Origin of the sequence: Variovorax sp. HW608 (genome assembly GCF_900090195.1) — a bacterium.
GTDB lineage: Bacteria > Pseudomonadota > Gammaproteobacteria > Burkholderiales > Burkholderiaceae_C > Variovorax.
This window is the reverse complement of the sequence record NZ_LT607803.1, coordinates 4,002,216-4,023,798: the sequence shown is the minus strand read 5'-3', so window position 1 is coordinate 4,023,798 and position 21,583 is coordinate 4,002,216. Positions and strand designations below refer to the sequence as shown.

The 21,583-nt window shown below is 67.3% G+C and carries 19 protein-coding genes and 1 pseudogene; 6 read left to right on the top strand and 14 right to left on the bottom strand.

Going from position 1 to position 21,583, the window contains the following annotated elements; genetic code table 11:
- Positions 1-17 precede the first annotated feature (17 nt).
- Complete coding sequence (locus VAR608DRAFT_RS18995; protein ID WP_088955459.1) at positions 18-836, bottom strand: DUF3047 domain-containing protein; 819 nt, start codon at positions 834-836, stop codon at positions 18-20.
- A 169-nt stretch (positions 837-1,005) separates the two neighbouring features.
- Positions 1,006-1,443, bottom strand: coding sequence for a YchJ family protein (locus tag VAR608DRAFT_RS18990; protein WP_088955458.1), 438 nt, complete (start codon positions 1,441-1,443; stop codon positions 1,006-1,008).
- A gap of 64 nt (positions 1,444-1,507) precedes the next feature.
- On the opposite strand from VAR608DRAFT_RS18990, the gene VAR608DRAFT_RS18985 reads away from it, so the two are divergent.
- Complete coding sequence (locus VAR608DRAFT_RS18985; RefSeq protein WP_088955457.1) at positions 1,508-2,266, top strand: helix-turn-helix transcriptional regulator; 759 nt, start codon at positions 1,508-1,510, stop codon at positions 2,264-2,266.
- A 24-nt stretch (positions 2,267-2,290) separates the two neighbouring features.
- Here the strand turns inward: VAR608DRAFT_RS18985 and iaaH are convergent, their stop codons facing one another.
- The 3 genes from iaaH to VAR608DRAFT_RS18970 all read right to left on the bottom strand — a co-directional run bounded on the left by iaaH (position 2,291) and on the right by VAR608DRAFT_RS18970 (position 6,313).
- On the bottom strand, positions 2,291-3,811 hold the full coding sequence (iaaH, locus tag VAR608DRAFT_RS18980) for an indoleacetamide hydrolase (protein WP_088955456.1): 1,521 nt from the start codon (positions 3,809-3,811) through the stop codon (positions 2,291-2,293).
- A gap of 85 nt (positions 3,812-3,896) precedes the next feature.
- Positions 3,897-5,027, bottom strand: a complete 1,131-nt coding sequence (locus VAR608DRAFT_RS18975; RefSeq protein WP_088955455.1) for an acyl-CoA dehydrogenase family protein — start codon at positions 5,025-5,027, stop codon at positions 3,897-3,899.
- A 17-nt stretch (positions 5,028-5,044) separates the two neighbouring features.
- Complete coding sequence (locus VAR608DRAFT_RS18970) at positions 5,045-6,313, bottom strand: glutamate carboxypeptidase (protein WP_088955454.1); 1,269 nt, start codon at positions 6,311-6,313, stop codon at positions 5,045-5,047.
- An 84-nt stretch (positions 6,314-6,397) separates the two neighbouring features.
- Here VAR608DRAFT_RS18970 and VAR608DRAFT_RS38570 point away from each other — a divergent pair.
- Positions 6,398-7,425, top strand: a pseudogene (locus VAR608DRAFT_RS38570) (IS630 family transposase).
- Between the two features lie 98 nt (positions 7,426-7,523).
- On the opposite strand, the gene VAR608DRAFT_RS18955 reads toward VAR608DRAFT_RS38570, so the two are convergent.
- From VAR608DRAFT_RS18955 to VAR608DRAFT_RS18940, 4 genes are read right to left on the bottom strand one after another with little or no spacing between them, the layout of a single operon-like run.
- Positions 7,524-8,708 carry an acetyl-CoA C-acyltransferase gene (locus VAR608DRAFT_RS18955; RefSeq protein ID WP_088955453.1) on the bottom strand — a complete coding sequence of 395 codons (1,185 nt, stop codon included), beginning with the start codon at positions 8,706-8,708 and terminating at the stop codon, positions 7,524-7,526.
- Positions 8,709-8,732: 24 nt separating this feature from the next.
- Entirely contained in the window at positions 8,733-10,544 is a 1,812-nt protein-coding gene (aceK, locus tag VAR608DRAFT_RS18950) for a bifunctional isocitrate dehydrogenase kinase/phosphatase (protein WP_088955452.1), read from the bottom strand.
- A 23-nt stretch (positions 10,545-10,567) separates the two neighbouring features.
- Positions 10,568-11,266, bottom strand: coding sequence for a carbonate dehydratase (gene can, locus VAR608DRAFT_RS18945; RefSeq protein ID WP_088955451.1), 699 nt, complete (start codon positions 11,264-11,266; stop codon positions 10,568-10,570).
- A gap of 49 nt (positions 11,267-11,315) precedes the next feature.
- A complete protein-coding gene (locus VAR608DRAFT_RS18940; protein ID WP_088955450.1) occupies positions 11,316-11,711 on the bottom strand; it encodes a MerR family transcriptional regulator in 396 nt (131 codons plus the stop codon).
- Positions 11,712-11,807: 96 nt separating this feature from the next.
- Between VAR608DRAFT_RS18940 and VAR608DRAFT_RS18935 the strand changes: the two genes are divergently transcribed.
- The 4 genes from VAR608DRAFT_RS18935 (at position 11,808) to VAR608DRAFT_RS18920 (ending at position 16,049) form a co-directional block, all read left to right on the top strand.
- Positions 11,808-12,872 (top strand): MBL fold metallo-hydrolase, encoded by a 1,065-nt coding sequence (locus VAR608DRAFT_RS18935; protein WP_088955449.1) that lies wholly within the window; start codon positions 11,808-11,810, stop codon positions 12,870-12,872.
- Positions 12,869-14,194: a leucine-rich repeat-containing protein kinase family protein gene (locus VAR608DRAFT_RS18930; RefSeq protein ID WP_088955448.1), complete on the top strand. Its 1,326-nt coding sequence runs from the start codon at positions 12,869-12,871 to the stop codon at positions 14,192-14,194. Before VAR608DRAFT_RS18935 ends, VAR608DRAFT_RS18930 begins: the two co-directional genes overlap by 4 nt.
- A 115-nt stretch (positions 14,195-14,309) precedes the next feature.
- Positions 14,310-15,221: a pseudouridine synthase gene (locus VAR608DRAFT_RS18925; RefSeq protein WP_088955447.1), complete on the top strand. Its 912-nt coding sequence runs from the start codon at positions 14,310-14,312 to the stop codon at positions 15,219-15,221.
- Between the two features lie 57 nt (positions 15,222-15,278).
- Complete coding sequence (locus VAR608DRAFT_RS18920) at positions 15,279-16,049, top strand: SDR family oxidoreductase (protein WP_088955446.1); 771 nt, start codon at positions 15,279-15,281, stop codon at positions 16,047-16,049.
- A gap of 125 nt (positions 16,050-16,174) precedes the next feature.
- Here the strand turns inward: VAR608DRAFT_RS18920 and VAR608DRAFT_RS18915 are convergent, their stop codons facing one another.
- From VAR608DRAFT_RS18915 to glyQ, 5 genes are read right to left on the bottom strand one after another with little or no spacing between them, the layout of a single operon-like run.
- Positions 16,175-17,095: a M48 family metallopeptidase gene (locus VAR608DRAFT_RS18915; RefSeq protein ID WP_088955445.1), complete on the bottom strand. Its 921-nt coding sequence runs from the start codon at positions 17,093-17,095 to the stop codon at positions 16,175-16,177.
- A gap of 7 nt (positions 17,096-17,102) precedes the next feature.
- Complete coding sequence (locus VAR608DRAFT_RS18910) at positions 17,103-17,870, bottom strand: lysophospholipid acyltransferase family protein (RefSeq protein ID WP_088955444.1); 768 nt, start codon at positions 17,868-17,870, stop codon at positions 17,103-17,105.
- Positions 17,870-18,448, bottom strand: a complete 579-nt coding sequence (gmhB, locus tag VAR608DRAFT_RS18905) for a D-glycero-beta-D-manno-heptose 1,7-bisphosphate 7-phosphatase (protein WP_088955443.1) — start codon at positions 18,446-18,448, stop codon at positions 17,870-17,872. Before gmhB ends, VAR608DRAFT_RS18910 begins: the two co-directional genes overlap by 1 nt.
- Positions 18,449-18,459: 11 nt before the next feature.
- Entirely contained in the window at positions 18,460-20,613 is a 2,154-nt protein-coding gene (gene glyS, locus VAR608DRAFT_RS18900) for a glycine--tRNA ligase subunit beta (protein ID WP_088955442.1), read from the bottom strand.
- Positions 20,610-21,500, bottom strand: a complete 891-nt coding sequence (glyQ, locus tag VAR608DRAFT_RS18895; protein ID WP_088958861.1) for a glycine--tRNA ligase subunit alpha — start codon at positions 21,498-21,500, stop codon at positions 20,610-20,612. The genes glyS and glyQ overlap by 4 nt, the downstream gene beginning before the upstream one ends.
- Positions 21,501-21,583: the final 83 nt, after the last annotated feature.

The window sequence follows — 21,583 nt, the reverse complement described above, 5'->3', positions numbered from 1 at the left end:
GATGGTTGAATGGTCTGCTATTCCCCTTGCTTCGGCTGGCTCGCCGCTTCCTGCGTCGAAGGCGCGCCGTGCAACTCGAGGTCGGAGAAATACGCGATGCCGTGGCCGTGCGTGTTGTCCGAATCGGCCGAGATCGCGACCGCCACGATGTCGGGCACCGTGTCACCGGCTTCGCCGCCGAACGCACGCTTGTAGTCCGCGAGCAGGTTGCGGCGTTCCGCGACCCAGGTGCCGGGCTTGGACGTCGCGCCCGATTCGAGAATGATCATCTGCACCCGCTTCGTGAAGGCATTCGTGAGCTCCGTGCCCTTGGCTTCCTTGTTGTCCCAGACGTAGCACAGCGCTTCGCTAGGCACGTCCTCGCCGGTGGCCTTGCGCGCCAGCGCGAGGCGTGTGCGCTCGCCCACCGGCAGCTTGTCGGTCGGGAAGTCGAAGAACACGCAGACCTTCGCCGCGCCGTCGTCGCCCGCGCGGGTGCGCAGATCGGCGCCCTCCACGAATTCCTCGACACGCCAGCGCCAGGCCAGCATCGCGTTGTTGTTCAAGGGCAGATGGGCCGGATGGACGAGGTTGCCGTACGACTGGTCCGCATCCACCTTGAGGACGCGCTTGCCGTCTTCCTGGACCACTTCGAAGCGTGTCGGAGCCTTGTTGGGCAGCGTGGTGAAGCGCCAAGGCTGCGGCGCCTGCCCGCCCTGGGCACTGGAAAAAGGCGTCAGCAGCGGCGCATCGCCGGCCGCATAGGCCGAAGGTGCAGCCAGCAGCGCCGCCGCCAGCGACAGCGCGGATGCGATGCCCTGCCACTGCGCACTACGAACCTTCTTGTCAATCGCCATGTTGCCCTCTTGCCTCGTGTTGTTGATCTTGGGGCAAGGCGCTTTGGACGCTTTAACCCACAGGGACGAAGTGTGAGGGCGCGGCACCGGAAGATAAATAGGCCAAAAGGAATCGGACTGTATCGCTCGCGTGCACAATCGCACGCCGCCGAGCACGAAGACGAGCGGGTCAGCGCAGATCGCCGTCCAGGTAGTACCAGCGATTCAGCTCGCCGTCAGGCTCGCGCACGAAGCGGCTGCGTTCGTGCAGGCGGACGGCGGCGCCGGACCTGCCACGCTGGCGGGCGACGAATTCCACTTCCGCATGATCGGCGTCGCGAGGCGAATGGGTGCGCACATCCAGCCCCAACCATTTGACACCCGGCTCGAAATCCAGCGTCGCAGGCCGTGTCGAGACGTGCCACGTCGCGAGCAGATAGTCCGCGCGTTCACGCACGAACGCCGTGTAGCGCGACCGCATGAGCGATTCGGCATCCGGTGCGGGTGTGTGCTCGAAATCGTCGACATAGCGGCCGCAGCACTGCGCGTAGGGCAGCAAAAGCCCGTTGCGATCGCGGCGCCCACAAGGGCAGGGAGCGAGGGCGGGGCCCGAAGAGGAAGCAGACATGCAGAACCGTGATTGGCAAACCGTCGCGTATTGTGCAGACTGCGCCCGTCATGGAGCGGCGGCGATGTACCTGAGTGCTTCGGAGCAACACGCACTGCGCAGCATCTTCGCGCTGCTCGCGGAGGACCAGAGCGAGCGCGAGATCCGCGAGCGCACCGGCTGGGCCTTGCTCGACCTGCTGCGGGCAGACCAGTTCGCCTCCTTCGTCTGGGACGCCGAAAGCGACACCTTCGGCGGCCGGGTCGCGCTGAACATGGACCCGGCCAACCTGGACCGCTACACCCGCTGGCATCAGTACCACGATCCGATCACCTTCGTCCTGCAGGCGCGCCGACACGCCACCCGCGTCACCGAGGTGATGCCTCAGCGCGATCTGATGCGAACAGCGTTCTTTACCGACTTCCTCTCGCGCGACGGTCTGCACTGGGGCATGAATCTCCACGCCTTCCACGGCGACCGCGCACTGGGCGACCTGCGCATCTGGCGCCGCCGGCACCGCGGCGACTTCAGCGAGCACGACAAGGCCCTGCTCGACCTGATCGAGCCGGCCTTCGTGGGAGCGCTGCAACGCGCGCAGCGCATCGCTCCGGCGAAGACCGCGTCCACGGCCGGCGAGACCGCGCCCGCGTGGTCGCGCCTGAGCGAACGCGAGCGCGAGGTCGCGGCCGCCGTGTGCCAGGGTCTCACCGACAAGGACATCGCGCGGCACATGGGCCTCGGGGTGCCGACCATCCGCACCTATCTGCGGCGCATCTTCGACAAGCTCGGCATCGATCGCCGTGCGGCGCTGGCCGGACTGGCGGGGCGGGATCGCCCCTCCTGAGGTCCGCGGCGATCCCGGTTGCGGCTACTTCGCCGGTGCCGGCAGCCGTCCCAGCAGGGGCTCGATCGCGAGGCCGAGCGCAAGCAGCCTGCGATCGCTCCCGGCCGGCCCATCCAGTTCCAGCCCGACCGGAAGTCCGCTAGCGGCGCCCAGTGCCGCCGGCAGTTGAAGGCCCGGAATGCCCGCATTGCCGCCGGGATCCGTGTTCTGGATCAGGGCGACGAAGTTCTCGACGCTGCTGGCCTCCGGCGTGGCCGCGAGCGCCACGCGCGGCACCGTCGGGAACACCAGCGCATCCAGCCTGTTGTTCGTGAAGGTGTCGCGATAGAGCCTCTGCAGCGCCGGGCGGGCTACGCCCATCGCGTTCTCGTAGGCAGGCTTGGCGTCCACCACGCCGTTCGGCGCCGGCAGCTTGCGCGGGATGATCAGGCCGTCGAAGGTGCCCTTGACGTCCGGGCTGACAACGCCGGCGGCCAACTGCGACAGATCGACGCCGGTGCGGTACCTGGCAAGGTAGGCCCCGATGTCGTCATGCGCCTCGTAGAGGGCAACCGGAAAGCCGACCGCGCCGTTCAGTTCCGTCAGCTTCGGCATGTCCACGTCCACCAGCGTGACGCCGGCCGCGCGCAGCTTGGCGAGCGCCGCATCGACAGCCGCGCGCGTATCGGCATCGAGGTTCGCGTAGAAGGCCTGCACCACCCCGAGCCGCACACGCTTCAGGCTGGCGGGCTTGACCGCCGTCCCGCCGGCGATGACGCGATCGAGCAAAGCCACGTCGGCCACCGAGACGGCCATTGGCCCCGCCGTGTCGCGCGTGTGAGAGATCGGGGCGATGCCCTCCTGCGAGTAACGCCCCACCGTCGGGCGCAGCGAAGCACAGCCGTTGAAGGCGCATGGAATGCGCACCGAGCCTCCGGTGTCGGTGCCCAGACCGGCCGGCGCCATGCGCGCGCCGAGCGCCGCGCCAGTGCCGGAGGAAGATCCTCCCGCGATGCGGCTGCTGTCGTAGGCATTGCGCACGCCGACCTCCGGTCCGGTCTGGAAGGCAGGGTTGTAGCCCGTGACGCCGAAGGCCAGTTCATGCATGTTCGTCTTGCCCAGCACGATCGCACCGGCCGAGCGCAGCTTGGCGACCACCGGCGCGTCAGCGGCAGGCACGAAATTCTTGAGCGCGGGAGTACCGGCCGTCGCGGGCAGGCCCTTCACCTGGATGTTGTCCTTCACGACCACCGGCACCCCGGCCAGCGGCGGGCAGGTGCCTCCCGGCTTGCGCGCCGCATCGGCCGCGCGCGCCGCCTTCAGCGCGCCGCCTTCATCCAGCGTGATGAACGCATTCAGCTGCGGTTTTGCCTTCGCCTGGGCGATGTAGGCCGACACCAGTTGCTCGCTGCTGAGCGAACCGGCGCAGATTTGCCGCGCGGCCTCGCTGGCCGTCAGCGTGGCCAGATCGGGAGCGGCGGATTGCGCCCATGCGGGAATACCGGCAGCGGCGCTGCAAAGAACCGCCGCCGCACGCAGGGTGGAAGGGGACAACGATCTGGGCATGGCAGAACCTCCGACAAGGGGCCCCCATGCTGCGCCGCTGCGCGTCGCTTGTCTGTCATCGAAATCGATGACAGCGGCTGCGCCGTCAGGCCAGCGCGCGCTGGATCAGCAGCTTCTGGATGTCCGAAGTGCCTTCGTAGATCTGGCACACGCGCACGTCGCGGTAGATGCGCTCCAGCGGGAAGTCGTTGACGTAGCCGTAGCCGCCCAGCGTCTGGATCGCGGCGCTGCACACGCGCTCGGCCATCTCGCTCGCGAACAGCTTGGCCATCGCCGCTTCCTTCAGGCAGGGCAGGCCCGCATCGCGCAGGCTCGCGGCGTGCCAGATCAACTGGCGGGCGGCCTCGATCTGCGTCGCGCATTCGGCGAGCCGGAAGCCCACCGCCTGCTGCTCGAAAATCGAACCGCCGAAGGCCTGGCGCTCCTTGGCGTAGTTGACCGCGAACTCGAAGGCGCTGCGCGCCATGCCCACGCTCTGCGCGGCAATGCCTATGCGCCCTCCTTCGAGCGCGCCGAGCGCGATCTTGTAGCCCTCGCCTTCCTGGCCGATCAGGTTCTCGGCCGGGATGCGGCAGCCGTCGAAATTGATCTGTGCGGTGTCGCTCGAATGCTGGCCCAGCTTGTCTTCGAGCCGCGCGACCTTGTAGCCCGGCGCATCGGTCGGCACGATGAAGGCGCTCATGCCGCGCTTGCCCGCGCCCTTGTCGGTGACCGCGATCACGATCGCGACCTGCCCGTTCTTGCCGCTGGTGATGAACTGCTTCACGCCGTCGATCACATAGCCCTCGCCGTCCTTGCGCGCGCTGGTGCGCAGCGACGAGGCATCGCTGCCCGCCTGCGGCTCGGTGAGGCAGAAGGCGCCCAGCATCTTTCCCTGCGCCAGCGGCTGCAGCCATTGCTTCTTCTGCGCCGCATTGCCGTAGCGCATCAGGATCGCGTTGACCGGGCAGTTGGTCACGCTGATCGCGGTGCTGGTGCCGCCGTCGCCGGCGGCGATCTCCTCGAGCACCAGCGCGAGCGTCAGGTAGTCGAGCCCCGCGCCGCCGTCTTCCTCCGGCACGCAGATGCCGTAGGCGCCCAGCGCCGCCAGGCCCTCGTGGGCCGCCTTGGGAAAACTGTGGTCGCGGTCCCATTGCGGCGCATGGGGCCAGAGTTCGGCCTGCGCGAAGGCGCGCACGGCATCGCGGATCGCTTCCTGGTCGGTGCTGAGCAGCATGGTGGGCTCCTTCTTCTTCAGTGCATGGCGTGTCGCGCTTCGTCGCCTTGGCCGAGGTCCATGATCAGCTTGCCGGCCATGTACAGGCGGCGCGGGATCGCGCTGGTGTCGACGTACTCGGCCTTGTCGCTGTGGTAGCCGAAGCCCGGCAGGCCCAGGCTCTCGATGACCGGCTTGCCCGAGAGCGCCGCATAGGCCGCATCGGTGCCGCCGCCGGTGCGCTCGATCACCGCGAGCTCGCCGCCGGCTTCCTTGTAGTAGGCCACCGCCTTGTCGACCAGCTTGCGGCCGCCTTCGCCGGCATTGAAGGCCGGGCGGCCGCGGGTGACGAGCACCTTCACGTCGGCATCCGGCAGCTTCTTCTTCTGCGCACGCGATTCGAGCGTCTTCATTGCGGCTTCGAAGTCCTCGTTCTTCGCGTAGCGCACGTCGGCATTGAGCGTGGCGCTCGCCGGGATGATGTTCGACACCGCACCGGCCTTGGCGATGGTCCAGTTGAAGCGCAGGCCCTTGGCCTTGTCGTCGATGTCCATGGTGCGCAGCACGAGGTCCGAGGCCTCGACCAGCGCGTTCACGCCGAGCTCCGGCGCCGCACCGGCATGCGAAGCCTTGCCGGTGATGTTGACCTGCACGTAGGCGATGCCCGAGGTGCCGAGCGAGAGGTCTTCCTTGCCCGCGCCGGTGGGCTCGAAGGAGAGCACGTAGTCGGCCTTCGCGGCTTCTTCCTGGATCAGGTCGCGCGAGCCGAAGGAGCCCTTCTCCTCGTCGGTGTTGAACAGCACCGTGATGCTGCCGAAGTCATCGAAGCCGCGCGCCTTCAGCAGCTTGAGCGTATGGATGATCACCGCGTTGCCGCCCTTGTCGTCGGCGATGCCGGGGCCATAGGCCTTGTCGCCTTCGATGCGGAACGGCGCCTTGGCGAGGATGCCCTTGAGGTAGACCGTGTCCATGTGCGAGATCAGGAGCAGGTTCCTGCCGCCCTTGCCCTTGATCTTGCCGACGATGTTGTCGCCGACCACGATGCCGGCCGACTTGCTGCGCGTGACGCTGAAGCCGAGCGACTTGAGCTGGCCTTCGAGGTACTTGCCGGCCGACTCGAGGCCTTCCGCATCGCCGGTGCCGGTCTCGATGTCGACCAGGTTCTCGAGCGTCTTGATGACCGCCGGCTTTTCAGCCGTGGCGGCATCGAACAGGGCCTGGTCGCGGGTCTGCGCGTGAGCGGCGGAGGCGAGGAATACGGAAGCGAACAGCGTCGCGATGGCGCTGCGGGTAAAGGCCGGATGCATGAACGGGTTTCTCCTCGATGGACAGGTTTTCGATTCTATTGATATTTCCATAAATCATGACAACCGTTGAGCGCCTCATGCGTTATGCCTCCAGGAACAACGCTGGAGACTATCGGCATGGTGCAAAAGCGATTGAGCGAGGCGGCGAAGAGGCGATTGCGGGCCGGGCGAATGCTGCTGGCCGGCAAGAGTTGTGCCGAAGCAGCGCTGGCTGTCGGGGTGGCTCGGCAAACCGTGCACACATGGAAGCGCCTGCTCGATGAAGGCGGTATCGACGCGCTGCGAGCCGTGCCCGAACGCGGGCGTCCGGCCCAGTTGGATGAGGGGCAACTGGCAGCCGTGCGCGCGGTCCTCCTGCAAAGCCCGACCGAGCATGGATTTGCCACCGAGTTGTGGACGCTCAAGCGCGTGGGCGCTGTCATCGAGCGCATGTACGGCGTGCGCTTTGGCCAGACGCAGATCTGGCGGATTCTGGGCAGCTTGGGCTTCAGTGTGCAAAAGCCCGAGAAGCGCGCCATCGAGCGCAACGAAGAGGCGGTGCGCAGTTGGAAACGCAGGACCTGGCCGGCCCTCAAAAAAAGGCCCAGCGACAGGGACGGCTGATCGTCTTCGTGGACGAGTCCGGCCTGAGCGAACGCCCCACCCGAGTGCGCACCTGGGCACCCCGGGGACAGACACCCATCATCCAGTTCCATTTCAACTGGACTCACGTCTCGGTCATCGCCGGACTCACGCGCACCAACTGCATGTTCCGGCTGCACGAGGGCAGCATCAAGAAGGAAGAGATTGTCGAATTCCTGAAGGCGCTGAAGGCCCACCTGAAGCAACCGCTGCTGGTCATCTGGGATGGTTTGAAGGCGCACCGCAGTCGCCTGGTGCGCGACTACCTGGACAGCCTTGGCGGACACATCCAGATCGCGTTCCTGCCGCCGTACGCGCCCGACCTCAATCCGGTGGAATACCTGTGGGCCTGGCTCAAGCGCCATGCGCTGGCCAACTATTGCCCCAACGACCTCGCCCAGCTTCACAGCGCCGCGCGCAACAAGCTCAAGAGTGCCCAGAAGCGCCCCTCGATCATCGCCGCTTGCTGGATGCAGGCCACGCTTTGGTGATGTCATGAATTACGGAAACCTCAATAGGTAGCAGCAAAAAAGAGCCCGCACCATCACACGACAGTGCGGGCCGCGGCCGTCACGGGGCCGCGAAAAAATCAGACCAGCTCGATCGCCACGGCCGTGCCTTCCCCGCCGCCGATGCACAGCGTCGCGACGCCGCGCTTCTTGCCGCGCTGCTGCAGCGCATGGATCAGCGTCACCATGATGCGCGCGCCGCTGGCGCCGATCGGGTGCCCGAGCGCACAGGCGCCGCCGTTCACGTTGACGATCTCGTGCGCCACCGACAGCTCGTGCATCAGCGCCATCGGAACCACCGCGAAAGCCTCGTTGACTTCCCACAGGTCGACGTCCTTCACGCCCCAGCCGGTCTTCTTGAACAGCTTGGCGACCGCGCCCACCGGTGCGGTGGAGAACCACTCGGGCTGCTGCGCGTGCGTGGTGTGCGCCACGAGGCGCGCGATCGGCTTGGCGCCGTACTTCTTCGCCGTGCTCTCGGTCATCATCACCAGCGCCGCAGCGCCGTCGTTGATCGACGAGCTCGATGCGGCGGTGATGGTGCCGCCGTCCTTCTTGAAGGCGGGCTTGAGCGTCGGGATCTTGTCGATCTTGACCTTGCCCGGGCCTTCGTCGATCTCGATCACCGTCTCGCCGCCACGGCCCTTGACGGTCACCGCGGCGATCTCGGCCTTGAAGGCGCCCGAGGTGGTCGCGGCCTTGGCGCGCTCGACGCTCGCGATCGCGAAGGCGTCCTGCTGCTCGCGCGTGAACTTGTACTTGGCCGCGCAGTCCTCGCCGAAGGTGCCCATCGAGCGGCCCGGCTGGTAGGCGTCTTCCAGGCCGTCGAGCATCATGTGGTCGAAGATGCGGTCGTGGCCCATGCGGTAGCCGCCGCGGCCCTTGAGCATGAGGTAGGGCGCATTCGTCATGCTTTCCATGCCGCCGGCCACCATCACTTCGTGCGTGCCCGCGAGCAGCATGTCGTGCGCCAGCATGGCCGCCTTCATCGCCGAGCCGCACATCTTGCTGAGCGTGACCGCGCCGGCGCTGTCGGGCAGACCGCCCTTGTAGGCCGCCTGCCGCGCCGGCGCCTGGCCCTGGCCCGCCATCAGGCAGTTGCCGAACAGCACTTCGCCCACGCTGTCGCCGCTGATGCCGGCGCGCTCGATGGCGGCCTTGATCGCCACGCCGCCGAGGTCGTGCGCCGCGAGGGAAGAAAAGTCTCCCTGGAAGCCGCCCATCGGGGTGCGGGCGGCGCCGACGATCACGATCGATTCGCTCATGGAAGTTGCTCCTTCAGATAGTTGTCAGAAATAGGGTTCGTGACCCACGTGCTTGAAACGCTGGGCCTCGTCATAGGGGAAGACATCGAGCATCTGGCCCGCCTGGATGCGCTCCTTGTGGCTTTGCCAGAAGGCCGCGTCGAGCAGGTCCGCGTGGTGGCTCATGAAGGCCTCGCGCACCGCGGGGTTGCCGAGAAGGAAGGGGCCGAAGGTCTCGGGGAACACATCCTTGGGCCCGACCGCGTACCAGACCTCGCCGCTCATTTCGTCTTCCTCGTGGCGCGGCGCGGGCACCTTGCGGAAGTTGCAGTCGGTCAGGTATTCGATCTCGTCGTAGTCGTAGAACACGACCTTGCCGCCGCGCGTGACGCCGAAGTTCTTGAACAGCATGTCGCCCGGAAAGATGTTCGCGGCCACCATGTCCTTGATCGCATTGCCGTACTCCACCACCGCATGCTCCAGCTGCTTGCTCGCGCGATGGGCATGCTCGGGCTGGTCGAGCAGGTCGAATGCCTCCTGCAGGTAGATGTTGAGCGGGATCATGCGCCGCTCGATGTAGCAGTGCTTGAGCACCACTTCCATTTCCCCGTTGCCGTCGCGGTCGCCGATCTCGAGCTGGCTCGGCGCGAAGCGCTTGATCTCCTCGATCAGCTCGGGCTCGAAGCGGTCGAGCGGAAAGCCGACGTTGCTGTACTCCAGCGTGTCGGCCATGCGGCCCACGCGGTCGTGCTGCTTCACCAGCATGTACTTGCTCTTGATCTGCTCGCGCGTGGTGTCCTTCTGCAGCGGGAAGTAGTCCCGGATGACCTTGAACACGTACGGGAACGACGGCAGGTCGAACACCAGCATCACCATGCCCTTGATGCCCGGCGCGCTTCTGAACTTGTCGCTCGAATAGTTCAGGTGGGAGAGGAAGTCGCGGTAGAAGAGGGTCTTGCCCTGCTTGGCGAGCCCGAGCGCGTTGTAGATCTCGGCGCGCGGCTTGCGCGGCATCAGCGAACGCAGGAACTGCACGTAGGCCGAGGGCACTTCCATGTCGACCATGAAGTAGGCCCGCGCGAAGCTGAAGAGCATCTGCAGGTCTTCCTCGCCGAAGAGCACCGCATCGATGTAGAAGCGATTGTCCGCATCGTGCAGGATCGGCAGCGCGAACGGCAGCTCGGTGAAGCCGTTGATGATCTTGCCGACCACGTACGCGCCCTTGTTGCGATAGAAGAGCCCTGACAGCACCTGCAGCTGGAAGTTGGCGCGCAGCTTCACCTGGTGGAAGCGGCCCAGGATCGCGGTCGCCACGCGGCCGGCATCGCGCTCCAGATTGGCGTAGCGGCCCTGCAGGCGATAGTCCAGCAGCATCGACTGGATCATCCCGGGCAGCGACTCGGGCGTCGGGTAGTAGGCGCGGTAGGTCGGTGCGCCGCGCGGCTCGATGTACTCGGTGCTGATCGCGGGCCGCACGAAGATGAAGTCGTTCTGGAAGTACGCGCGGTGCAGGATCTTGGTCGTGACCGAATTGAAGAAGGTCTCGGCCAGCTCCGGCTGGTGATGATCGACCAGGAGGCCGATGAAGTGCAGCTTGACCTGGTGCCAGACATCCATCGGCTGGTCGCCGGCCTTGAATTCCTTTTCGAGCCGCGCCACCGCTTCGCCCACCCGCAGGTCGTAGAACTCGATGCGCTCGCGCTGCGCGCGCTGCTGGCCGTGCCAGTCTGCGGTCTCGAAGCGATGCTTGGCGCGCGCCGACTCGGCACGAAACAACCGGTAGTGGCGGTCGAACCCGTCCCGCATCGCCCTGGCGATGTCGTAGGCAAGCGGCGAATCGAGGCGCTGCGGGAACATGGGGCGATGGGGTGCGTGTCGGACTACTTGATGTACTCGGAGCTGCCGTCCGTCGGCTTGCTCCACTTGTAGCGGATGCGCTGCACGGCGGCGCGGTAGAGGTTTTCCATCGGCTTGCTGCCGTCGACGGTGATCTCCAGATCCTGGATGAGCCCGTCGTGCACGCCGAAGGCCCAGCCGTGGATCGTGACCGACTGGCCGCGCGCCCATGCGTCCTGCATCACGGTGCTGACGGCGACGTTGATCACCTGCTCCGCCACGTTGAGTTCGCACAGCGCATTGGCGCGCGCCGCCTCGGGCAGCGTATCGAGCATCACGTGGTGGCGGTCGCGCACGTCCTGGATGTGGCGCAGCCAGTTGTCCGCGATGCCGATGCGCGCACCTTCCAGTGCGGCCTGCACGCCCGAGCAGCCGTAGTGGCCGACCACCATGACGTGCTGCACCTTGAGGCGCTCCACCGCGAACTGGATCGCCGAGAGCGCATTGAGGTCCGAGTGCACCACGATGTTCGCGACGTTGCGATGCACGAAGATCTCGCCCGGCTCCAGGCCGGTGATCTGGTTCGCGGGCACGCGGCTGTCCGAGCAGCCGATCCACATGTACCTGGGCGTCTGCTGCTTCACCAGGCTGGAGAAGAAGCCGGGGCGGTCCCGCTCCATGCGCGCGGACCAGGCGCGGTTGTGGGCGAACAGGTCTTCGAGGTTGTCAGAGGTGTTGTCCATGGGTGTCCGTCGTGGTGATGGGGTGGTGGATCGGGGGTGTTCCGGTGGGTCAGCGCGCCTTCGGCTTCTCGGCGCGCGCGAGTGCGGCGCGGGCCTTCTTCTCCTGCGCGCGGATCTCGTCGAGGTTGGCCTGCAAGTCCGAAAGCTGCGCCTCGAGCTGCTGGCGGTGGTTGCCCAGCACGCCCAGGAAGCGCTGCAGCTGCGCTGCGGTGTCGCGCGGGCTGTCGTACATGTCGAGGATTTCCTTCGCCTCGGTGAGCGTCAGGCCGAGCCGCTTGGCGCGCAGCGTCAGCGTCAGCCGGGCGCGGTCGCGCGCGCTGTAGACGCGCTGCAGCCCCGCCCGCTCGGGCGCAAGCAGGCCCATGTCCTCATAGAAGCGGATCGCCCGCGTGGTGAGCTCGAACTCCTTGGCAAGCTCGCCGATGGTGAAGGTTTGTGACGGCATGTAATCGGGATCGGAACGAGTGCGACAGCGCGATCGGGGCGCACTGCCTACAATGATGGCTCCTTGCCATGACGTTTACGTTAACGTCAATCGTACATGAACCTCCTCGAACGCGAACTCAAATACCCCCTCGGCGACACCCTGCCCGCGCCCGGCGAAGCGATCGAAGTAGCTCCCGGCGTGCGCTGGATCCGCATGGCGCTGCCCTTTGCGCTCGACCACATCAACCTCTGGCTGCTGCGCGACAACATCGACGGCGTCGAGGGCTGGTCGGTGGTCGACACCTGCATTTCGCACGACGCCGCACGCGCGCAATGGGAACAGATCTTCGCGACGCAGCTCGAAGGCCTGCCCATCCTGCGCGTCATCGTCACCCACATGCACCCCGACCACATCGGGCTCGCCGACTGGCTCTGCAGGCGCTGGAAGGCGCCGCTGTGGATCAGCTCCACCGACTACCACGTCGCGCGCGTGCTCACGGTCGCGGGCGACACGCTGGCCGGCGGCGATGCAGCGGCGGACTTCTTCGCGTCGCACGGCCTCGTCGAACCCGAATCGGTCGCCAAGATCCGCGCGCGATCGAGCTACTACGCGAACATGGTGCCCGCCGTGCCTTCGTCCTTCGTGCGGATGATGGACGGCGACGTCGTGCGCATCGGCGGCCGCGCGTGGCGCTGCGTCAGCGGCTACGGCCATGCGCCGGAGCACATCGCGCTCTACTGCGAAGAGCTCAACGCGCTGCTCGGGGGCGACATGATGCTGCCGCGCATCTCGACCAACGTGAGCGTCTACGCGGGCGAGCCCGAGGCGAATCCGCTCAGGCTCTTCCTCGACAGCATCGAGCGCTTCAAGCAACTGCCGGTGGACGTGCTGGGCCTGCCCGCGCACGGCAAGCCCTTCATCGGCGTGCATCGCCGCGTCGAGCAGCTCAGGGAACACCACCGCGACCGGCTCGCCGAGTTGCTCGAAGCCTGCGTCGCCAAGCCCCAGAGCGCGGCCGAGGGGCTGCCGATCCTCTTCAAGCGCGCGCTCGATCTGCACCAGATGACTTTCGCGATGGGCGAAACCGTCGCGCACCTGCACCTGCTGTGGTTCTCCGGCCAGTTGCAGCGCCGGCGCGGCGCCGACGGCGTCTATCGCTTCGGCGCCTTCGAACAATGAGCCTGCTGGACCCGCTGCGCGCGGGCCAACTCGAGGGAACGCGGCGGCTGGACCTCCGGGGCTGCGGCCTTCGCGAGTTGCCGCGCGAAGTCTTCGACCTCGCCGACACGCTGGAAGTGCTCGATCTCTCGGGCAATGCACTCGGCACGCTGCCCGATGACCTGCACCGGCTGACGCAACTGCGCGTGCTGTTCTGCTCCGACAACCCGTTCACCGAAATGCCGGCGGCGCTGGGCCGATGCGCCCGGCTCGACATGGTCGCCTTCAAGGCCAACCGCATCCGCAGCGTGCCGGCCGCATCGCTGCCGCCGCAGTTGCGCTGGCTGATCCTCACCGACAACCAGATCGAATCGCTGCCCGCCGAGCTCGGCCGCCGGCCGCGCCTGCAGAAGCTGATGCTCGCGGGCAATCGCCTGCGCGCGCTGCCGCCCGAAATGGCCGCCTGCCAGGCGCTGGAGCTGGTCCGCATTGCCGCCAACGAATTCGACGCCCTGCCCGCATGGCTGCTTTCGCTGCCGCGCCTCTCGTGGTTGGCCTTCTCGGGCAATCCGTTCGACGACGGGCCGGAGCTTGCGGCGATGAACGCGGTGCCGACCGAAGCGGTTCCATGGCGGCAGATCTCGCTGCGCCACAAGCTCGGCGAAGGCGCCTCCGGCGTGATCCATCAGGCGGATTGGCAGCGCGCCGACGGCAACACGCAAGCCGTCGCGGTCAAGCTCTTCAAGGGCGAGGTGACCAGCGACGGCTGGCCGCACAGCGAAATGGCCGCATGCATCGCGGCCGACAGGCATCCGAACCTCATCGAAGTCCTGGGCCGCATCCACGACCACCCCGAAGGCACACCCGGCCTCGTGCTCAAGCTGGTCGATCCGGCCTTCCGCAACCTGGCCGGTCCGCCGAGCCTGCAATCGTGCACGCGCGATGTGTATGCCGACGACGCGCGCTGGTCCGTCGGGGCCGCGTGGCGCATGGCGGGCGGCATCGCTTCGGCCGTCGCGCAACTGCACGCGCACGGCATCGTGCATGGTGACCTGTACGCGCACAACATGCTCTGGAACGGCGAAGGCGATGTGATGCTCGGCGACTTCGGCGCGGCGTGCTTCCTGCCGCGCGACGACGAGGCGACCAGCCGCACGCTGCAACGCATCGAAACGCGCGCCTTCGGCTGCCTGCTCGAAGAGCTGCTGGCGCATTGCGAACCTGCTGCAGGAGGCGGAGAGGCGCGCCACGAGCTGCTCACGCAGCTGCAGTCGCGCTGCATGGATGCGAACATCGCGGCCCGCCCGGCTTTCTCGGAAATCGCCTCTCTCCTCCTCGCATGAGCCGCCCGGCCGTTCCGAAGGCGAATCCCGAAGCGCCGCTGCGCGAGGGTAGTCCAGTGAGCCGCCCGGCCATTCCGAAGGCGAATCCCGAAGCGCTGCTGCGCGCGGTACTCCAATGACCCTGCGCGCACTGCCGCTCCCCGTGCGAGACGGCGTCGGCCCGAGCTGCGTGGTGCTGCCCGCGGGCGACTGGCCGACCGTGCTCGACTACTTCGTGCACCGCTTCACCGCCGTCACGCGAGCGCAATGGCAGTCGCGCATGGGCGCGGGCGAGGTGGTCGACGCACATGGCGTGCCGATCACCGAAACGCGGCGCTTCGAAGCGCAGCTGCGCATCTACTACTACCGCCAGCTCGATTCCGAGCCCCGCGTGCCGTTCGAGGAGCAGGTGCTCTTTCACGACGAGCACCTGCTCGCGGTGGACAAGCCGCACTTCCTCTCGATCTCGCCGGTCGGCAAGTACGTGCAGGAAACGCTGCTGGTGCGCCTCAAACGCAAGCTGGGCATCGACGAACTCGTGCCGCTGCACCGCATCGACCGCGAGACCGCCGGCGTCGTCCTCTTCTCGGTGCAGCGCGCCAGCCGCGGCGCATACGTCCAGCTCTTCGCCGAACGCATGATCGAGAAGCGCTACGAGGCGATCGTGCATCGCAGCGCCGACTTCGCGCCGCCCGCGGTGCGGGTCAGCCGCCTCGAAGACGACGACACCCACTTCATGCGCATGCGCGAAGTCCCCGGCGAGCCCAATGCGAAGACGCGCATCGAAGTTCTCGGCACCGGCACGGACTGGGCGCATCTGTCGCTCTCCCCCGTCACCGGCCGGCGGCACCAGTTGCGGGTGCATTGCCAGGCGCTCGGCATGCCGATCCGCAACGACGCCATCTACCCCGTGCTGCGCCCCGAAGGCTGCGACGACTACGAGCGCCCGCTGCAATTGCTGGCGCGCGAGCTGCGCTTTCGCGATCCGCTCAGCGGCGTGGAGCGCTTCTTCGCCAGCAAGCGGTCGCTCGCACTGCCGCCAAGGTGACGCGGTTCTCCGGTGCGCCGCACTAAGCTTGCGGCAGCTTCATCAGGAGACAACCGCATGGACACCACCCGACTCTTCTCGCTCGAGGGCCGCACTGCCCTCATCACTGGCGGCTCGCGCGGCATCGGCCGCATGATCGCCGAAGGCTTTCTGGCACAGGGCGCGCGCGTCTACATTTCGGCGCGCAAGGCCGATGCCTGCGACCAGACCGCCAAGGAGCTTTCCGCCTTCGGCCACTGCGTTTCGCTGCCGGCGGACGTCTCCACGCTCGAAGGCGCGCAGGCGCTCGTCGATGCCTACGCCAAGCACGAAGACAAGCTTGACATCCTCGTCAACAACGCCGGCGCCGCCTGGGGCGCGCCCTACGACGAGTTTCCGGAAAGCGGCTGGGACAAGGTCGTCGACCTCAACCTGAAGACGCCCTTCTTCCTGACCAAGGCGCTCACGCCGATGCTCAGGAAGGCAGCGACCGACCACCTCGCAAAGGTGATCAACATCGCGTCGATCGACGGCATTTCGGTCAACCCGCAGGAAACCTATTCATACGCCGCGAGCAAGGCCGGCCTGATCCAGCTCACTCGCCGCATGGCACTGCGCCTGGCGCAGGACCGCATCGTGGTCAGCGCGATCGCTCCGGGCGCGTTCGCGTCGAACATGAACAAGGAGGCGCGCGACCACGCCGACGAGATCAAGGGCCACATCCCCGCCGGCCGCATCGGCGAGCCGGAGGACATGGCCGGCGCGGCGATCTACCTGGCCTCGCGCGCGGGAGACTACGTGATGGGGTCGACGCTCGTCGTCGATGGCGGCGTGACCCACGCAAGGTAAGAGCGCGGCGGATCGGCGGCGAGTGCGGATGTTCATCGGCCGCCATCCCCGCCAGATCGCGATCGGGTTGGGCGACATCATCATCCTCCAGAAGATTCGAGGGGCTGCAGATGCGGCGCACGCGCTCACCAGCGCGGCACCGCCTCGTCCTTGAGCTGCCGGCGCAGCAGTTCGTAGTCAGGCACCACGCTTTCGACTGTTTCCCAGAAGCGCGGGCTGTGGTCCATCACGCGCAGGTGGCTCAGCTCGTGGGCGACGACGTAGTCGATGACGGACATGCGGAAGTGCACCAGCCGCCAATGCAACCGGATGCCGCCGTCGGCGCTCGCGCTGCCCCAGCGGGTGGCGGCGTTCGAGAGGCTCAACTTCTTCCACCGCACTCCGAGGCGCGGCGCGAAGTGTTCGAGGCGCTCGATGAAGATGCGCCGCGCCTGCCGCATGAGCCAGGCCTGTGCGGCGTCGCGGATCTGCGCCGGCGTGGCGTTGTTGGCGAGCGCGATGCGCAGGGTCGGTGGGCCCTCGCTGGCGGTGGCGTCGAGCACGGCGCCGACGCCCTCGAAGGCATGGTGCGGATCGAGCCGCACGGTGACCTGCTGGCCCAGGAAGGGAAAGCTGACGCCGTCTTTCCAGTCGATGCGGGTGGCTTCGAGCCGGTCCTGCCGCTGCTGGGTTTCGGAGAGCTTGCGCAGGATCCAGCCGGACTTTTCGACCACGGCGGCATCGACGTCGCGCAGCGCGACCCAGCGCGGTGCGCGCACCGACAGGCCTTCGGCACCGACGACGAAGCCGATGGTGCGGCGCCTGCCGCGCGTGAATTCGTAGGCGACGCGGGCGTTGCCGAGCACGACTTCGCGGCTCGCGCGCGGGTGGATGAAGCTGACCCGGCTCCGCACATCGGCGAGCGGGGTCGCGGGTGGGTGTTGCTGTGCGTCGTCGTCGAGGGTGGGCCGTTGCGGCTGCTTGGGGGGCTGTTGTTGCGGCGAGCGCACGGGCGCAGGCGCGGGCGGATCGAACAGGTCGAGCGTGAACTGCAGCAGCGCGCGCATGCGGGCCTCAGGCGGTGGTGGATGCGGCCGACGAGGGTTCGGTGACGTAGGCCTCGGGGTCGAGGCGGCGCATTTCGCTTTCGATCCAGGTCTCGACTTCGCGCATGAGTTCGTCGGGCCGGCGGCCGGTGCTCGGGATGGCGGGGCCGATGGAGACATCGACGGTGCCCGGCGTCTTGACGAAGGCCTTGCGCGGCCACACCTTGGCCGAGGTGACGGCGATCGGAATGACCGGCACGCCGGTTTCGCACGCGAGGCGGGTGCCGCCGGTCTTGTAGTTGCCCTGCTTGCCGCGCGGGATGCGCGTGCCTTCGGGGAACATGATGATCCAGATGCCCTGCTTGAGCAGCTCGCGGCCCTGCGAGACGACCTTGTTGAAGGCCTGGGTGCGCTGACTGCGGTCGATGTGGATCATGTCCAGGCGCGACATGGCCCAGCCGAAGAAGGGCACGTAGATGAGTTCCCTCTTGAAGACGAATGCCAGCGGGTGCGGCATGAGCGTGGGCATCAGGAAGGTTTCGTAGGTGGACTGGTGCTTGACGAGCAGGACGGCGCCGGCGAGCTTGTCCTGCGGCAGGTTTTCCATGCCGGTGACGCGGTAGCGGATGCCGAGGATCAGACGCGCGCCGCCGATGGCCCAGCGCAGCCACCGCACGGCCATCCAGTAGAGCGGGATGCCGCGCTTCCAGAGCGAGTTCACGCACATGATGATTCCCCACGGAACCACGGTAACGAGCATCCACAGGGCGTGGATGACAGAGCGGACGAAGGACATCAGACGGCCACCTTCAGGGCGGCTTTTTCTTCGCGTTCGAGGAGGAAGTCGACGAAGGCGGCGAGGTCTTCGTGAACGCGGGTGTTGGGTGGATATTCGGGCGGCAGCGGGTCCACGCCGCGGCAGGCGGCGCCCATGCCGGTGAGCAGCAGGTGCGGTTCGCACCCGGCGGCGGCGCCGGCCTGCAGGTCGCGCAGGCTGTCGCCGGCCACCGGGATGTGGGCGAGGTCGACGCCGAAGCGTTCGCCGATCTGGAAGAACAGGCCGGGCTTGGGCTTGCGGCAGTCGCAGTTCTCGTCGGGGCTGTGCGGGCAGTAGAAGACCGCTTCGATGCGCCCGCCGACCGCGGCGAGCATCTTGTGCATCTTGGCGTGCATGGCGTTGAGCGATGCCACGTCGAACAGGCCGCGCCCGAGGCCGGACTGGTTGGACGCGATCACGACGTGCCAGCCTGCATGGTTGAGTCTCGCCACCGCTTCGAGCGCACCGGGGAGCGGCGTCCACTCGATGTCGCTCTTGACGAAATCCTCACGGTGCACGTTGAGGGTGCCGTTGCGGTCGAGGATGACGAGTTTCATGGTGCCTAAGCTTACGCCGCCAGCCGCTCGAGTTGTGCAACACGGTTCATCGCGCCGTGCAGGATCATGAGCAGGCCGAGGCGATTCAGGCGCAGATCCGACTGCTCGGCATTGACCATGACGTCGTCGAAGAAGGCGTCGACCGGGTCGCGCAGCGCTGCCAACGTTTGCAGCGAGGCGGTGTAGTCGCCGGCTTCGAACTGGCGGTTGGCCACGGGCACGACCTGCTGCATGGCGGCGTGCAGGGCCTTTTCGGCGGCTTCCTGCAGCAGCAGTTCGCTCACGTGCGCGTCGGCCTCCGGCGACTTCTTCAGGATGTTGCCGATGCGCTTGTTGGCGGCGGCAAGCGCGGGCGCCTCGGGCAGCGCGGCGAAGGCGCGCACGGCGGCGAGGAGCTTGGGCACTTCGGCCAGGCGCTGCGGGCGCGGGCTGAGCACGGCTTCGACTTCCTGCGCGCTGGCGCCCTGTTCGCGCAGGCTGCCGGCGAGGCGATCGTAGATGAAGGCTTCGAGCGCGTCGGTGGGGTCAGTCAGCGCGATCTCCCCGCCCTTGTGTGCGCTGAAGGCCGCGAAGGCCTGGCTGAGCGTGGCGCGCAGGTCGAGCGCGAGGTGGCGCTCGATCAGCATGCGGATCACGCCGAGCGCATGGCGGCGCAGCGCGAAGGGGTCGCGGTCGCCGGTGGGCAGGTTGCCGATGCCGAACATGCCGACCAGGGTTTCGAGCTTGTCGGCCAGCGCGACGACGACGCCGACGTTGCTGCGCGGCAGCTCGTCGCCGGCAAAGCGCGGCTTGTAGTGGTCTTCGATGGCATCGGCCACCGTGTGGTCGAGGCCGTCGTGCAGCGCGTAGTAGCGGCCCATGATGCCCTGCAGCTCGGGGAACTCGCCGACCATGTCGGTGACGAGATCGGCCTTGGCGAGCTGCGCGGCCTGCACGGCGCGCGGCGCGAGGTGGGCATCGCCGACGGGCATGCCGACCTGCTCGCCGATGGCGTGCGCGATGCGCATGACGCGCTCCACGCGCTCGCCCTGCGTGCCGAGCTTGTTGTGATAGACGACCTTGGCGAGCGATTCGACGCGCGAGGCGAGCGATTTCTTGCGGTCCTGGTCGAAGAAGAACTTGGCGTCGGCCAGGCGCGGGCGCACCACGCGCTCGTTGCCGCCGATGACGGCGCTCGCATCGTCGGGGCTGATGTTGCTGACGACCAGGAACTTGTTGGTCAGGCGGCCGGCGGCGTCGAGCAGCGGGAAGTACTTCTGGTTGGCCTTCATCGTGAGGATGAGGCATTCCTGCGGCACGTCGAGGAATTCGCGTTCGAATTCGCAGGTGAGCACATTGGGCCGTTCGACCAGCGCGGTGACTTCGTCGAGCAGCGCGTCGTCATTGATGGGCTGCATGCCACCGCCGACCTTGATGGCGGCTTCGGCGAGCTGGCGGGCGATCTCGGCGCGGCGGGCCTCGAAGCCGGGGATCACGGCGCCTTCGTCCTGCAGCTGCTGGTCGTAGCTGTTGGCATGATGCAGCACGACGGGATCGACGCTGGCCTCGAAGCGGTGGCCGTGGGTCTCGCGGCCGGCTTGCAGGCCGAGCGCCTCGACGGGCACGACGGTATCGCCATGCAGCGCGACGAGCGCGTGCGCGGGGCGCACGAAGCTCACGCTGGTCCAGCCCGGCAGCTCGCAGCCGGTTTCGAGCTGGTAGCTCATGACCTTGGGAATGGGCAGCTTGGCGATGGCTTCGGCGAGGGCCTTCTGGAGCCCTTCGGCGAGCGTCGCGCCCTTGGCGGTGCTTTCGTAGAAGAGCGCTTCGGCCTTGCCGTCCATGGCGCGGCGCAGTTCGGGCACGACGCTGGCGTCGGCACCGAGCGCGCCGAGGCGCTTCTGCAGCGCCGGCGTGGCGTTGCCCGATGCATCGAGGCCGACCGAGACCGGCATGAGCTTCTGCGAGACGGCCTTGTCGGCCGCCTGCGCGAGCACGTTGGTGAGGTGCGCGGCCAGACGGCGCGGCGAGGCATAGGGCGTGAGCACCGAGCCGGCATCGGCCAGGCCCGCGGCGACGAGCTGGTCGCACAGCACGGTGGCGAAGGCTTCGCCGAGCTTGCGCAGGGCCTTGGGCGGGAGTTCCTCGACGAAGAGTTCGACGAGCAGGTTGTTCTTGGTGGTCATGCTTTTTCGACCCACTCGCGCGGCGCCATCGGGAAGCCCAGGCGCTCGCGGCTGTCGTAGTAGCTTTGCGCGACGCTGCGCGCGAGGTTGCGGATGCGGCCGATGTAGGCCGCGCGTTCGGTCACGCTGATGGCGCCGCGCGCATCGAGCAGATTGAAGCTGTGCGCGGCCTTGAGCACCTGCTCGTAGGCGGGCAGCGCGAGCTGCGCTTCCATCAGGTGCTTGGCCTGCTTCTCGTGCGCGGCAAAGGCGGTGAAGAGGAAGTCGACGTCGCTGTGCTCGAAGTTGTAGGTGGACTGCTCCACCTCGTTCTGCTTGTAGACGTCGCCGTAGCTCAGGCCCTCGGTCCAGGTCAGGTTGTAGACGTTGTCCACGCCCTGCAGGTACATCGCGAGGCGTTCGAGGCCGTAGGTGATTTCGCCGGTGATGGGCCGGCAGTCGATGCCGCCGACCTGCTGGAAATAGGTGAACTGGGTCACTTCCATGCCGTTGAGCCAGACTTCCCAGCCAAGGCCCCAGGCGCCGAGCGTGGGGTTCTCCCAATCGTCCTCGACGAAGCGGATGTCGTTCTTCTTGAGGTCGAAGCCGAGCGCTTCGAGCGAGCCGAGGTAGAGCTCGAGGATGTTGCTCGGCGCGGGCTTGAGCACCACCTGGTACTGGTAGTAGTGCTGCAGGCGGTTGGGGTTCTCGCCGTAGCGCCCGTCCTTGGGGCGGCGGCTGGGCTGCACGTAGCCGGCCTTCCAGGGCTCCGGCCCGATGGCGCGCAGGAAGGTGGCGGTGTGCGAAGTGCCTGCGCCGACCTCCATGTCGTAGGGCTGCAGCAGCGCGCAGCCTTGTTCGGCCCAGTAGGCCTGAAGCTTGAGGATGATTTGTTGGAAAGTCAGCATGGTGAGCCCGGTGGCCGGCCGGAGCATCAGCCCCGACCCGGCGAACCGGGCATTTTAGGTTCCCCGGCCCAACGAGCCCACGA